The organism is Mesorhizobium sp. B2-3-7 (assembly GCF_006442695.1).
In the GTDB taxonomy this organism is placed as follows: domain Bacteria; phylum Pseudomonadota; class Alphaproteobacteria; order Rhizobiales; family Rhizobiaceae; genus Mesorhizobium.
The window spans coordinates 171,394-184,637 of the sequence record NZ_VFVV01000004.1; the positions used below are offsets into that span (position 1 = coordinate 171,394).

The following is a 13,244-nucleotide window of genomic DNA, read 5'->3' on the forward strand; positions in this document are numbered from 1 at the left end:
GACGATCGTGGCCACCAGACAGCCGTCAGCCCTTGTTCAGGAGGGCAAGATTGGCATCGACGACCGTGGGGTCGGCCATGCCGGCCTTGGCTTCGAGCAGCAGCGCCCTTGCCTTTTTCCTGTTGCCGCGCAGCAATTGCGAATAGCCCATATTGTTGACGATCTGCGGCTTGCGCCCGGCGACCTTGAGCAACTGATCGTAGGCACGATCGGCGAAGTCGAAGCGGCCGAGTTCGTCATAGGAAGCGGCGAGGCCCATCCAGGCTTCCGGATTGTCGGCCTTCAACTCGACGGCCTTGCGGAAATGCTGTTCGGCAAGACCGTAATTCGCGTCGCGAAATTGCGCCTTGCCTTCCGCCAGATCGGATGTGCCGACGTCCTTCGCGGCCGGTTGAATGGCGGTGGTTTTGGTGGTGTCGACGCCACTCGTCGTACAACCAGACATCATCAAGACGGCCGCCATCGCGGCCATTGCCGTGAAATTACTGTGACGCATGCCCCTGCCCCATCGCCCGGTTTTTGCCGGGTCGTTCTTCAGGAAACACACTATACCGAAGCAATTAAACTTAGGTGCCGAAACGCCGCCAAAATTAGGCCTTGGGTACACCACCTATTAACCACCAGGCCGCAACGCCTCAGCCATGGCCAGCGGCGTTCTCAGGGTTCCAGGGCCTTGAGTCCCGCCGGAACCGTATACCGGCTGCCGTCATAGCGCAGCCGGTAGGTTTGGCTCACGGACTTGCCGGGATGGGACTGGCACTCGCCATTGTTGTCGGGCAACGGATTGTCGGTGTCCATCCGTTCGACCACCACCATGTCGTGGTAGCCATGATGTTTGGCCGGGCTCATCGCCAGGCTCACCTGACTGGTATGGAAGGATCCGGCGCAATTGGTATCGCCCTCGCCGCCATTGCCGGCCACGACCAGGCCATCGAGAACCATCCGCAGGGCATCGTTGTCGATGGCATAGAGCCGCAGGTCGATTTCACTGAAAGGGTTAGGCAGCGAATTGTTCGCCATTTCGATGCGCAGGCCGAAGGCGGAGACATCGGGCGCCAGCGCATACCGGCCGGTATCGAGTTCGACCTTGCGGATGGCGATGGCATCATCATTCATCAGCCCGGGCTGCAGCAGGCGCTGGCGCACCTGCCGGCTCTTCCTGTCGATGACCAGAAGCTCGATATCGCCGGCATGCGCGTAGTCGCTGGGTTGCGAGCTGTCCATCAGCGGCACCGCGACCAACAGCAGGTCGTCATGGGCGGGCCATATCTTGCAGACCAGCCCCGGCGGGTCGCCAAATGCAGACGTCAGGGCGATGCTGGTGTAGGGTTCGAGCGTGAACGAGGCACCGTCAGCGCTTTTGCGGGCGTTGGGATAGGCCTGCTGCACCAGGGCAGCGGCATCGCCGCAATCATCGGCCGCAGCCCAGGCGGGCGACAGACTGGCCCCGGCAAGGCCGAGGACGAGCAACAGCATTCGCATGGACTTCTCACTCATTTACGGACTTCGCAGGTCGCTCAGGCCGGCCTCACTGAATATCAGCAAATCCTAGTGGCCGGTCATTTTGACGATGATCGGAATGACCGCGATCATCAGCACCACCGGCAGGATGCAAACCACGACCGGCACCGACATCTTGGCCGGCAAGGCATGCGCCTTTTCCTCGGCCAGCGACATGCGCTTGTGGCGCATCTCGTCGGAAAAGACGCGCAGCGCCCCCGACAGGCTGGTGCCAAGCTCCTTGGACTGTTGCAGCAGCGTGGCGAAGGAGCGCACCTCGTCCAGGCTCAGGCGATCGGCGAGCGCCTTCAGTGCATCGTCGAGGCCGCGCCCGGCCCGCAACTCCAGCGACACGAGCTGCAGGTTCTGGCTGAGCGACGGGTAGGTCTTTGCGAGTTCCTTCGAGACGCGCTCGACGCCCGCTTCCATGCTCATGCCGGCATCCGAACAGACGATCATCAGGTCCATGAAATCGGGGAAGCCGTTGCGGTATTCGCGCATCTTTTCCCGTATCTTCTGGGTCAGCACCAGCCCTGGCAGGAAATAGCCGGCCACGCCCGACAACACGACGAAGGCCCAGCGGCTGGTCACCGTGGCGTCGGGACTGGCCATCCAGCGGTTGAGCACGAAGACGGCGAGCGCGATGCCCACCATCGCCGTGAAACGGATGAGGAAGAACATGCCGACGGCGCGCGGCTCCATGTAGCCCGCCTGGATGAGTTTCAAGCGCAGGCGGGCGACATTTTCCGGATCGCTCTTGGCGTAGAACTCCTGCGCCTTCTTCACCGCCTTCTCGCGAACGACACCGGTATTCTTCTTCTGGGCCGGTTCCGGCCTGGCGGCCACTGGACCCTCGTCGACCTTGAGTCTGCGCCTGACTTCGTTGCGATCGCCCTTTGCCACCACCATCGGCCAGGCAAAAGCGGCAGCGCCCACGGCCAGCAGCAGGACAGCCACCGGCATCAGCGAGGTCGGCGCGAGCGAGGCGAGGAATTCGACGACCTTCTGCATGTCAGAATTTGAAGTTCGACATTTTGAACATGATCAGATTGCCCAGCATCAGCCAGGTGACCGAGCCACCAACCATGTACCACGTCTTCGGCACGCCCCAGACGTCGCTGTAATACCCAGGCATGAATGCCATGATGGTCGTGAACAGCAGCGCCGGCACGGCCGTCAGGATATAGGCCGACAGACGGCCTTCGGTTGAAATGGCGCGCACCTTGCGGCGCAGCTTGCCGCGTTCGCGGATCGTCGTCGACAGTCCGTCGAGGATTTCGCGCAGATTGCCGCCAGAACTCGTCTGGATCGACACGGCGGTGACGAACAGCGGCAGATCCTCATGGCCGACCCTGTCGAACAGCGAATTCAGCGCCGAAACCAGATCCGAACCAAAGGTCACCTCATCGGCAATCACGCCGAACTCGGTGCCGATCGGGTCGGGCATTTCGCGCGACACCATGGCGATGGCCACCGGCACCGGATGGCCGGCCTTGAGGCCGCGCGTAATCAGTTCCAGCGCTTCCGGCAACTGCATGCCGAACCGCTTCAGCCTGCGCTTGCGCATGGAGCGCATCGCCATCACCGGCAGCACCGGCACCACGACGACAAACAGAATGGCGCCCATCAGCAGCGGCAAGCCATACCAGATGGCGACAAGGGCCGCTGCCAACGCCATCCCCGAAGTGATCATCAGGAACTTCGAAAGCGGCATGATCATGCCCGACTGAGCGCGCAGCGCGCGAAAACGGTCAGGCGAGAACAGCGACGTGCCCGCATCGAGACCACGCTCCTTACGCAATTGGATCAGCACCTGTTCCTGACTGATCCTGTTTTCCTGCAGCTTCATGCGCCGGTTTATGGCGGTGCGCCTGTCGCTGCGGCCGGCATAGAGCAGGTAAACGGCCTCGGCGATCATGATGCCGGTCAATGCAGCCCCGGCATAGACGACATAGATCGCGCTGAACCCATCCAACACCTGGTTACTCCTGCGGCCGGCCGGGTTCGAAATAACGCCCGGGAAACTCGATGCCCATGGCGCGAAGATCCTCCAGGAAGCGCGGCCGGATCCCGGTCGCTTCGAAATGGCCGAGGATCGTGCCATCGGCGTCCATGCCGGTGCGCACGAAGCGGAAGATCTCCTGCATCTGGATGACGTCGCCTTCCATGCCCGTCACCTCGGCGACGCTCGTCACCTTGCGCTTGCCGTCGGAGAGCCGGGTCAACTGGACGATGATGTCGATGGCGCTGGCGATCTGGCTGCGGATCGACTGCACCGTCATCGGCATGCCGGTCATGCCCAGCATCTGCTCGAGCCGCGAAATGGCATCGCGCGGCGTATTGGCGTGAATGGTGGCCATCGACCCTTCATGGCCGGTGTTCATGGCCTGCAGCATGTCGAAGGCCTCCTCGCCGCGGCACTCGCCGAGGATGACGCGATCAGGCCGCATGCGCAGCGCGTTCTTGACGAGGTCGCGCTGCTTGAGCTCGCCATGGCCTTCGATGTTGGCCGGCCGGGTTTCCATGCGCGCGACATGCGGCTGCTGCAACTGAAGCTCCGCCGCGTCCTCGATGGTGATCAGCCGCTCGTCCTCGGGAATGAAGGCCGACAGCGCGTTGAGCATGGTCGTCTTGCCGGTACCGGTGCCGCCCGAAATGATCGTCGTCTTGCGGGCATGTACTGCCGCAGCAAGCACTTCGGCCATGTTCTGGGTGATGGCGCCGAATTCGACCAGCCGGTGCAGGCCGAGCTTGTTCTTGGAAAATTTGCGGATCGACACCAGCGGCCCGTCGACCGCCACCGGACGGATGGCGGCGTTGAAACGCGAGCCATCCAGCATGCGGGCGTCGACCATCGGCTGCGATTCGTCGACGCGGCGGCCGACGGCGGCAACGATTTTGTTTATGATTCTAAGCAGATGCGCCTCATCCTTGAACGGAATGTGGACCTGCTGCAGCTTGCCCTTCTTTTCGACGAAGCAGTTCTGATGGCCGTTGATCAGGATATCGTTGATATCGGGGTCCTTGAGCAGCGGCTCGAGCGGGCCGAGCCCGACCATCTCGTCGACGATGTCGTCGACCAGGGCATCGAGTTCGACGGTGTTGATCGCCATCCGCTCTTCGCGCGTCTTTTCCGACACGAAATCATGCACCTGCCGGCGCATCTCGTCCCTGGGCAGCCGCTCCAGCGCGACAAGATTGATCTCCTCGAGCAGCAACCGGTGGATGCGCACGCGCGCATCGAGCACCTTGTTGGCGCTCTTGCCCGGCACGGCTTCGACTTTCGCCGGCAAGACCTTCCGGCTCGTCGGGATGACGACCGCGTGGTGCGCAACCGCCGTCGGCTCGGCGGAGCGCTGCGGACGCGCATCGCGGTTCTGCAAGGTGGAAAAGCGGCTGCTCATCCGGCCTTCCTCTTCAAAAGGCTCTTGCCGAAGCCGAACAGCGATTTCGATTTGCCCGGCGCCGCCGCCACTTCCTCCGGAAGGATGATCCTCTTGAGGTCGTTGACGACGTTGGCATTGGCATCGATCTCGTGCAGCGGCACGCCGCGATCGACGGCCTCGCGCACCAGCCGGTAATTGTTGGCGATGCCGCCGACGAAATGCTCGCCGAGGATTTCCTGGACGTCCGCCTGCTTGATGCCGCTGTCAAACATCTTCTGCTCGAAACGGTTGACGATGACGTTCGGCTTCACTTCCTTGCCGGCGGTCTCGTAGACCGCCTGGATCAGGCGTTGCGTGTGGCGCAGGCACGGTACCGTCATTTCGGCGACGATGTAGAGCTTGTTGGAGCCGAGCAGCACCGTCTCCGTCCACGGAAACCAGGTGCGCGGCATGTCGATGACGACATTGTCGAAATAGGCCGAGACGAGGTCCAGCATCCGCACCACGACATCGGTCTTGAACGAGCGCATCTCCGCCGGCTGCGTCGGTGCGGCCAGAACACAAAGCCCGCTGGCATGCTTGGACAGCATCACGTCGAGCAATTGCCTGTCGAGACGCTCCGGCTGGTTCTCGATTTCGGTGATGTCGAAACGCGGCTCCAGGTCGAGATATTCGGCGCAGGCGCCCTGCTGGAAATTGAGGTCCACCACGCAGGTCGAGGCGCCGCGCGTCACTGAATGATGCAGCTGGAACGCGGTCTGCAAAGCCAGCGTCGTGGTGCCAACGCCGCCAGCCGCGGGCATGAAGGTGTAGATCTGCGACTCGGTGTTTTCCTCGCGCCCCGGCCCTTGCAGCGCACGCACCACCGAACGTACGAGATCGGCCGTGGTGATCGGCTTGACCAGGAAATCCGCGACCTTGAGCTGCACGAGGATGCGCGCGGCGGCGGCGTTGAATTCCTGGGTGACGACCACGACCGGCGCCTTGCCTTCCAGCCGACGCATGACGCGTTGCAGCGCATCGATCTCCTCAAGCTTCGCTGCGTCCATATCGACGATGATCGCGCCGAGATCGGCCTCCTGGACCTCGCCGCGAAGTTCGGTGATGTTCTTTTCCACCGTCGAGAGCTGGATGATCTCCGAGGCGGCAAACGCCGTCCGGGTGTCCTGCGCGAAGGTTCTGTCCGTCGATATGAGCAGGATTTTCCTGGTCTTGATGCGGTTTGCCATTACTTGTCAGCCTATGATCTCGGATCAATTGTCGGCGCTGGCTTGCGATGCCTTGGCGCTGGCCGCCTGCTCGGCGGTGGCGGGTTCCGTGCTGCCGCGCTGGGCAGGCACGAGAAGCCTGGTGTTCTGGACGCCGTATTTCCAGGGATCAACCATCTGCATGACGGTGTTGGCGGCCTGGGCATCCCCGGCGCCGCTCGTCACGCCTTCGCTGCGCACATAATCGTCGCTCGTGCAGCCGGCGGTGAAGCCGGCAAGCAGCAAGGCGACGCTCGAGCTCAAGACCAGACGCATGGCTTCAGTCCTTCGGCAGGTCGAGGAAATGCCCGACTTTGGTGGCGGGAGCGGCACGCGCGGCGCTGCCGTCAGCCAGCGCCAATGCGCGATTGGTGTCCGACGCCCTCACCTCCTCGGTGTTGTTGAGAAAATAGTCGACATTGCTGGCAGGCTGCGTGCCATCGGTCGGCTCGGCCATTTTCTTCGATGGATCCACCGGCTTGACCAGGTAAGGCGTGACGATGATCACCAGGTCCGTCTCGCGCCGCTGGTAGGATTTCGACGAGAACAGGGCCCCGAGCACAGGCATCTTGCCGAGGCCCGGTATGCGCGAGGTGGTGATGTCGTTCTGCGACTGCAGCAGCCCCGCGATCATGAAGCTCTGGCCGTTCTTCAGGTCGACCGACGTCCTGGCGCGGCGCACGATGAAGCCGGGCACCGAGATGCTGCCGATATTGTAGGAAGCCGACGCGTCGATCGAGGAGACTTCCGGCGCGATGTCGAGGCTGACCAGCCCGTCCTTCAGAACGGTGGGCGTGAAATCCAGGCTGACGCCGTACTTCTTGTAGCTGACGGAAATCTTGCCGTTGTCTTCGGAAACCGGGATCGGAAACTCGCCGCCGGCCAGGAAGCTCGCCGTCTCGCCGGACCGGGCGATCAGGTTCGGCTCGGCCAGCCGACGAGCCAGGCCGCGCTCTTCCAGTGCCTTGATGGCGATGTCGATGGAAACGCCGTTCGACAGCAGCTTGCCGATGATCTCGCCGGTCCCCGCCGGCTCAATGGTGCCGGGAGCAATCGTAACGTCGCGTCCGCCCATGCCATAAGCGAAATTGGCACTGTATTTGGCGCCGAGATCCTGCCCCGCCTGGCGGTTGATCTCGACGAAGCGGACATTGAGCTGGACCTGCTGCGAGGACGAGATGTTGACCGAATTGATCACCTCCTCATTGCCGGAGAAGCGGGTGGCGATCTTGTTTGCCTTTTCGGCGGCGACCGCGTCATCCGCCTCGCCCGACAGCACGACGCGGCCATTGGCGGAGCCGACCTTGATCTTGGCGTCCGGCACGCTGGCGCGGATGGTGTCGGCCAACTGGTCGGTATCGAGCGTCACTTCGATGTCTACGGTGCCGACGAGCTGCTTGTTCTCGTCGAACAGCGCAATGCCAGTGGTGCCGAGATTGTTGCCCAGCACATAGAAGGATTTGTCGGTCAACGGGTTGACGTTGGCGATCTCCGGATCGCCGATGACGATCTGGTAGAAGGCCGCGCTCGTCATGATCGTCTTTGGCTTGCCCTTGGCGACCTTGATCGAGGCGTTCTTGGTCGCCGAGACATAGACGATGTCGTTGTCCGCCCTGGCCGGGCCGGCGAAGATGCCGGCCGCCGCCATCGTCACCGCCATCGCCATCGCCTGCGCGACGTGCAACCGGCCTGTCATTCGATATTGAAGTTGCCTGAACATTGTTCCCGTCCCGTCCGGTCCCCACCGGTCCTGCTCTGGTTCCACTCAGGAACCTGATATTCCTATTTCTGGTCCCGCGCAGGAACCTGATATTCCTCGGCCGTCGTTCCACGCGTCACGATGACCGTCTTGAATTTCGGCTTCTCAGGCTCCTTTGCCATGGCGTCGAACAGCGAGCCGGCCGCGGCCTGCGCCTTGCCCGCCACCGATCCGCCAAAGGAGGAGATGGTGGTGACACCGTCCTTGCCCTCGCCGCCCTCGCTGGCGGAGCGAAGCGACAGCGACAGCGTGCCGACAGTGCGGGCCAGCGCCACTTTCTGCGCGCCTTCGGTGGTCACCTCGATGGTTATGGAATTGGCCACCTGCGGCGTCGTTTGGCGCTCGTCGGCGCCCTGCCCGACGCTCAGCACCTTCGCGTCGGCAACGACGATCTCTGAGGTGATGGTCGAACCGGCGGCGCCTTGCGCATTCTTGGCCACTTCCTGGATTTCGCCGGCATCGCGCGTCAGCACGACATCGACCCGGTCGCCCGGCGTGACGAAGCCGCCGACGCCCGCGATCTCGTCGGTGCGGATGGTGACGGCCCGCATGCCGGGCGTCAGCATGTTGGAGAGCGTGGCGCGGCCATTCGGGCCGGACAGCTTTGTAAGCAGCACCGGTTCGTTGACCTCGATCGGCGACAGCACCACGCGGTTGCCGTCCCCGAGCAGTCCATCGATGGTGGCGAAGGCGCCCTGCGGCAGCGAATCCTGCGGCCACGGAATTTCGCTGAGTTTCGCGCGGTCGAGATCCATGCCGTACCGCAACGGTGCATTCGCCACCACGATGGTCTTGAATTCGACCGTCGGCGCGGCGGGCGCCGCGATCGACGCGGTTTTCTCCTCGGCGTCGGCCCTGGCCTGGCGCTTGACCCAGAAATCCGCGGCAAAGATCGAGATCGCGCCGAAAACGGCGGCGATGCCGATCATCGTTATGGCCTTGCCCCTCACGCCCAAACCCCTGATGCCCGTAGTTTCTTGTTATGTTGGCTCACGCTAGGCGGCATTGTTAAAGAATCAGGAATCTTCTCGCTGGCTATCCGCCTGATTTCCGCCGGCTTGGTTATCGAATGGTTTTAGGATAAGAGGGGGTTAATCCCCGAACGTAACAGGAACCTCCGTCGCTTGGCGCTGAAAAGCGTGGCAGTATCGGCGGGTGATTCGCAGCTTGGGCTCTATGGCAGGCATGGACGACAACAACGATCTTTTCGGCAATCTGGAGAAGCAGCCGCAACCGGTTCGCACACCGGCGCGTCCGGCCGATCCGCTGGTGCAGGCGGCAGCCAAGCGTCCGGCGGCGGCGTCTCGTGACGGCTCAGAGGGCTACAGCGCCGCCGATATCGAGGTACTCGAAGGCCTGGAGCCGGTGCGGCGCCGTCCGGGCATGTATATTGGCGGCACCGACGACAAGGCCATGCACCATCTGTTCGCCGAGGTCATCGACAACTCGATGGACGAGGCGGTTGCCGGCCATGCCACATTCATCGATGTCGAGCTTTCGGCTGACGGCTTTCTCACCGTCACCGACAATGGCCGCGGCATTCCCGTCGATCCGCATCCGAAGTTCAAGAAGCCGGCGCTCGAAGTGATCATGACGACGCTGCATTCGGGCGGTAAGTTCGATAGCAAGGTCTATGAAACCTCGGGCGGCCTGCACGGCGTCGGCGTCTCCGTGGTCAATGCGCTGTCGGATCATCTCGAAGTCGAAGTCGCGCGCGGACGGCAACTTTACCGGCAGCGCTTCTCGCGCGGCATTCCGGTCAGCGGCCTCGAGCATCTTGGCGAAGTTCACAACCGGCGCGGCACCAGGACCCGTTTCCACCCCGACGAGCAGATCTTCGGCAAGGGCGCCGCGTTCGAACCGGCGCGGCTCTACCGCATGACGCGCTCGAAAGCCTATCTGTTCGGCGGCGTCGAAATCCGCTGGACCTGCGATCCCTCCCTGATCAAGGAAAAGGACACCACTCCGGCCAAGGCCGAATTCCATTTTCCCGGCGGCCTCAAGGACTATCTGAAAGCGTCGCTTGGCGACGAATTCCAGGTGACGCGCGAAATCTTCGCCGGCAAGAGCGACAGGCAAGGCGGCCATGGCTCGCTGGAATGGGCAGTGACCTGGTTCGGCGGCGACGGCTTCATCAACTCCTACTGCAACACCATCCCGACCGGCGAAGGTGGCACCCACGAGGCCGGCTTCCGCAACGTCTTGACGCGCGGCCTGCGCGCCTATGCCGACCTCGTCGGCAACAAGCGCGCCTCGATCGTCACGTCGGAGGATGTCATGATCTCGGCGGCGGGCATGCTGTCGGTGTTCATCCGCGAGCCTGAATTCGTCGGCCAGACCAAGGACAGGCTGGCGACGATCGAGGCGATCCGCATAGTCGAGACGGCGATCCGCGACCCGTTCGACCATTGGCTGGCCGACAATCCGCAGGAAGCGTCGAAGCTGCTCGAATGGGTTATCGCACGCGCCGACGAGCGGGTACGACGCCGCCAGGAAAAGGAAGTGTCGCGCAAGAGTGCGGTGCGCAAGCTGCGCCTGCCGGGCAAGCTTGCCGATTGCACGCAGAATGCGGCCGCCGGCGCCGAACTCTTCATCGTCGAAGGCGATTCGGCCGGCGGCTCTGCCAAGCAGGCGCGCGACCGCGCCAGCCAGGCGGTGCTGCCGCTGCGCGGCAAGATTCTCAACGTCGCCAGCGCCGGCAACGACAAGCTGGCCGCCAACCAGCAGATTTCCGATCTGATCCAGGCGCTTGGTTGCGGCACGCGGTCGAAATACCGCGACGAGGATCTTCGCTACGACCGCGTCATCATCATGACCGACGCCGACGTCGACGGCGCTCACATCGCCTCGCTGCTGATCACCTTCTTCTACCAGGAGATGCCGAACCTGGTTCGCGGCGGACATCTCTATCTGGCGGTGCCGCCGCTCTACTCGATCCGGCAGGGCGGCAAGGTCGCCTATGCGCGTGACGACGCGCACAAGGACGAATTGCTGCGCACCGAGTTCACTGGGCGCGGCAAGGTCGAGATCGGTCGCTTCAAGGGCCTGGGCGAAATGATGGCCGCGCAGCTCAAGGAGACCACAATGGACCCGAGGAAGCGTACGCTGCTCCGGGTCGATGTGATCGATGCCGAGGCCGCCACCAAGGACGCGATCGATGCGCTGATGGGCACCAAGCCGGAGGCTCGTTTCCGGTTCATCCAGGAACGCGCCGAATTCGCGGAAACGGAAGTGCTGGATATCTGAGCGCAGGCCGGTCGATCAAGGCTTGCGGAGACGCGCGTGTGAGCTGGCAACGGCTGAAAGACTATTTCGAAGCGGCTCTTGCCGGGCTGACACAGCCGACCCGGTCGGACTGGATCTTCGCCTTGCGCACGGTCTCGGCCGGCCTGATCGCGCTTATGGCCGCCTACGCCCTCAAGCTCGATCACCCGCAATGGGCGATGATGACGGTGTTCATCGTTGCCCAGCCGGTCGCCGGCATGGTGTTGGCGAAAGGCTTTTATCGGTTGCTCGGCACGCTGGCGGGCGGTGTTGCCGCAATTGCCATCACCACTGTCTTCGGCACGAATCCCTGGGTGCTGGTGACGGTGCTTGCCCTATGGATCGGCCTCTGCACCTTCGTCTCGTCGCTGCTGCGTAACCCGGAAGCCTACGGGGCGGCGCTGGCCGGCTATACCGCGATGATCATCGGCTTGCCGGCGTTTGGCCAGCCGCATCTCGTCGTCGACCTCGCGGTCGCGCGCTGTGCCGAGATCGTACTCGGCATTGTCTGCGCCGGCCTGACCAGTCGGCTGATCCTGCCCAAATTGGCCAGCGAGGCCATCATCTCGCGGCTGAAGCGCAGCATTCTCGACCTTGCCACCTATGCCGGCGGCGCCTTTTCCGGCGGCGACACGGCAATGCTTTCCGGCCTGCATCGGAAGCTGGTCGCCGACACCCAGACGCTCGCCGAGATGCGCGCCTATGCCAGGCTGGAGGCCCCGAGCTTCGCGCCGCGCGCCCATCCGGTCCGGCGCACCATTGGACAACTGCTTTCAGCCCTGTCCGCGGCCCGCGCGCTGCATTCACACGCCGCACCGAAGAACGCGGCGCTCATTCCGGTGCGCTCGGAGCTGCAAGCCCTCGTCACTGAAATGGCGGCGACGCCGGGCGCGCTCGACGATACGGCGCCCTGGCTGGCACGGCTCGACGCGATCGGCGCCAAAGCGAAGCAAATGCCCGACGCCTTGGCCGACCAGGACGGCGACAGGGTCGGCACCGTCACCCGGCTCACCATCGCCGCCGATTTCGCCGAAGCGCTGAAGCAGACGCTGCGCGGTCTCGATGCCTTGCGTGCGCCCGTCACGCGGCCTTCACGCGAACGCAGCCCCCCGGCGCTGGTTGTACATCGCGACTATCACGGGGCGAGCCGCAACGCGGTCCGCGCGGCACTTGCAACGCTGCTGGTCGCCGCTTTCTGGCTGACGACGAGATGGTCGGAAGCCGCCGGCACGGTCATTCTGGTTGCCGTCGTGTCGAGCTTGTTTGCCGCCCGCCCCGATCCGGTGCGGGTAGCCTGGGGGTTCTTCCAGGGAACGCTGTTGGCTCTGCCCTTTGCCTTTCTCGTCGGCCAGATCGCGCTTCCCGTTTTTCCTGGTTTCGGCTGGTTCATGCTGTTCGTCGTACCGATCCTGGTGCCGGCGGCGCTCGCCATGGCCAATCCCCGCTATGTCGGCGTGGCGACGGCCTTCGCCATCAATTTTCTTGCTTTCCTCAGCCCGCACCAGGCGATGACCTACGACCCGGGCCCGTTCTTCGCCGGCTCGGCCTCGATCCTGGTCGGCATCCTTTTGGCAATCGGCGTCTTCATCATCGTGCTGCCCGCCGACCCATGGCTCGCGGCGCACCGCATCGTGCGGGCCATGCGCGAGGATCTGGCGCGGCTTTGCCTGCACGAGCGCGTGCCGAGGCGTTCGGCCTTCGAGAGCCTCGCCTATGACCGCATCAACCAATTGATGCCGCTGGTGCAGACCAGCGGCAGGAAGGGTGAAGCGGTTCTGGGCGGCAGTGTCGCCGCCGTCACCGTCGGTCTGGAGGTCCTGCGGCTGCGTGGCGCACAGCAGGCGCACGCCGTTCCGGCCGAGACGACGCTTTCGATCGCCAACTTCCTGCGTGGACTGGCACGCGAACTGCTCTTCCGCGCCCCGGGCGATCCGCAGACATCCACCATTGCCGTCGCCCGGCAGTATGCCGCCGGCATCGCCCAGCGAAACGCCACTGGTGAAATGCTCCAGATTGCGGCGTCACTACGGATTGTCGCGGCGGCGATGGAGGATTTTCCGGATTTTTTTGCCAGGGATAAAGGCTAAG

Annotated in this window: 11 protein-coding genes; 2 read left to right on the top strand and 9 right to left on the bottom strand. The window is 63.5% G+C overall.

Translation table 11 applies throughout. The features are described 5' to 3' along the window. Window positions 1-25: 25 nt before the first annotated feature. From FJ940_RS10275 to cpaB, 9 genes are all read right to left on the bottom strand, one after another. The gene (locus FJ940_RS10275) at window positions 26-496 is read right to left on the bottom strand and encodes a tetratricopeptide repeat protein (RefSeq protein WP_140656441.1); all 471 of its coding nucleotides are present in this window, start codon (window positions 494-496) and stop codon (window positions 26-28) included. A 161-nt stretch (window positions 497-657) separates the two neighbouring features. Further along, window positions 658-1,476, bottom strand: coding sequence for a hypothetical protein (locus FJ940_RS10280; protein WP_224681051.1), 819 nt, complete (start codon window positions 1,474-1,476; stop codon window positions 658-660). A 72-nt stretch (window positions 1,477-1,548) separates the two neighbouring features. Further along, window positions 1,549-2,511 (bottom strand): type II secretion system F family protein, encoded by a 963-nt coding sequence (locus tag FJ940_RS10285; protein ID WP_140648880.1) that lies wholly within the window; start codon window positions 2,509-2,511, stop codon window positions 1,549-1,551. 1 nt (window position 2,512) lies between these two features. Beyond that, the gene (locus tag FJ940_RS10290; protein WP_140648879.1) at window positions 2,513-3,478 is read right to left on the bottom strand and encodes a type II secretion system F family protein; all 966 of its coding nucleotides are present in this window, start codon (window positions 3,476-3,478) and stop codon (window positions 2,513-2,515) included. 4 nt (window positions 3,479-3,482) lie between these two features. After that, a complete protein-coding gene (locus FJ940_RS10295) occupies window positions 3,483-4,904 on the bottom strand; it encodes a CpaF family protein (protein WP_140564048.1) in 1,422 nt (473 codons plus the stop codon). Continuing rightward, window positions 4,901-6,115 (bottom strand): response regulator, encoded by a 1,215-nt coding sequence (locus FJ940_RS10300; protein WP_140555359.1) that lies wholly within the window; start codon window positions 6,113-6,115, stop codon window positions 4,901-4,903. Before FJ940_RS10300 ends, FJ940_RS10295 begins: the two co-directional genes overlap by 4 nt. A gap of 24 nt (window positions 6,116-6,139) precedes the next feature. Then, window positions 6,140-6,409: a hypothetical protein gene (locus FJ940_RS10305; RefSeq protein ID WP_140555357.1), complete on the bottom strand. Its 270-nt coding sequence runs from the start codon at window positions 6,407-6,409 to the stop codon at window positions 6,140-6,142. 4 nt (window positions 6,410-6,413) lie between these two features. Further along, window positions 6,414-7,799: a type II and III secretion system protein family protein gene (locus FJ940_RS10310; RefSeq protein WP_181167416.1), complete on the bottom strand. Its 1,386-nt coding sequence runs from the start codon at window positions 7,797-7,799 to the stop codon at window positions 6,414-6,416. A gap of 116 nt (window positions 7,800-7,915) precedes the next feature. Beyond that, the gene (cpaB, locus tag FJ940_RS10315) at window positions 7,916-8,842 is read right to left on the bottom strand and encodes a Flp pilus assembly protein CpaB (protein WP_246671066.1); all 927 of its coding nucleotides are present in this window, start codon (window positions 8,840-8,842) and stop codon (window positions 7,916-7,918) included. Between the two features lie 235 nt (window positions 8,843-9,077). Here cpaB and parE point away from each other — a divergent pair, with 235 nt between their 5' ends. Further along, window positions 9,078-11,138, top strand: a complete 2,061-nt coding sequence (gene parE / locus FJ940_RS10320) for a DNA topoisomerase IV subunit B (protein WP_140517037.1) — start codon at window positions 9,078-9,080, stop codon at window positions 11,136-11,138. 38 nt (window positions 11,139-11,176) lie between these two features. Further along, entirely contained in the window at window positions 11,177-13,243 is a 2,067-nt protein-coding gene (locus FJ940_RS10325; protein WP_140656444.1) for an FUSC family protein, read from the top strand. Window position 13,244 lies beyond the last annotated feature (1 nt).

Coding starts and splice junctions, on each gene's coding strand:
- FJ940_RS10275 (WP_140656441.1), bottom strand. CDS start 496: ATGCGTCACAGTAATTTCACGGCAATGGCCGCGATGGCGGCCGTCTTG.
- FJ940_RS10280 (WP_224681051.1), bottom strand. CDS start 1,476: ATGCTGTTGCTCGTCCTCGGCCTTGCCGGGGCCAGTCTGTCGCCCGCC.
- FJ940_RS10285 (WP_140648880.1), bottom strand. CDS start 2,511: ATGCAGAAGGTCGTCGAATTCCTCGCCTCGCTCGCGCCGACCTCGCTG.
- FJ940_RS10295 (WP_140564048.1), bottom strand. CDS start 4,904: ATGAGCAGCCGCTTTTCCACCTTGCAGAACCGCGATGCGCGTCCGCAG.
- FJ940_RS10300 (WP_140555359.1), bottom strand. CDS start 6,115: ATGGCAAACCGCATCAAGACCAGGAAAATCCTGCTCATATCGACGGAC.
- FJ940_RS10305 (WP_140555357.1), bottom strand. CDS start 6,409: ATGCGTCTGGTCTTGAGCTCGAGCGTCGCCTTGCTGCTTGCCGGCTTC.
- FJ940_RS10310 (WP_181167416.1), bottom strand. CDS start 7,799: ATGGCGATGGCGGTGACGATGGCGGCGGCCGGCATCTTCGCCGGCCCG.
- parE (WP_140517037.1), top strand. CDS start 9,078: ATGGACGACAACAACGATCTTTTCGGCAATCTGGAGAAGCAGCCGCAA.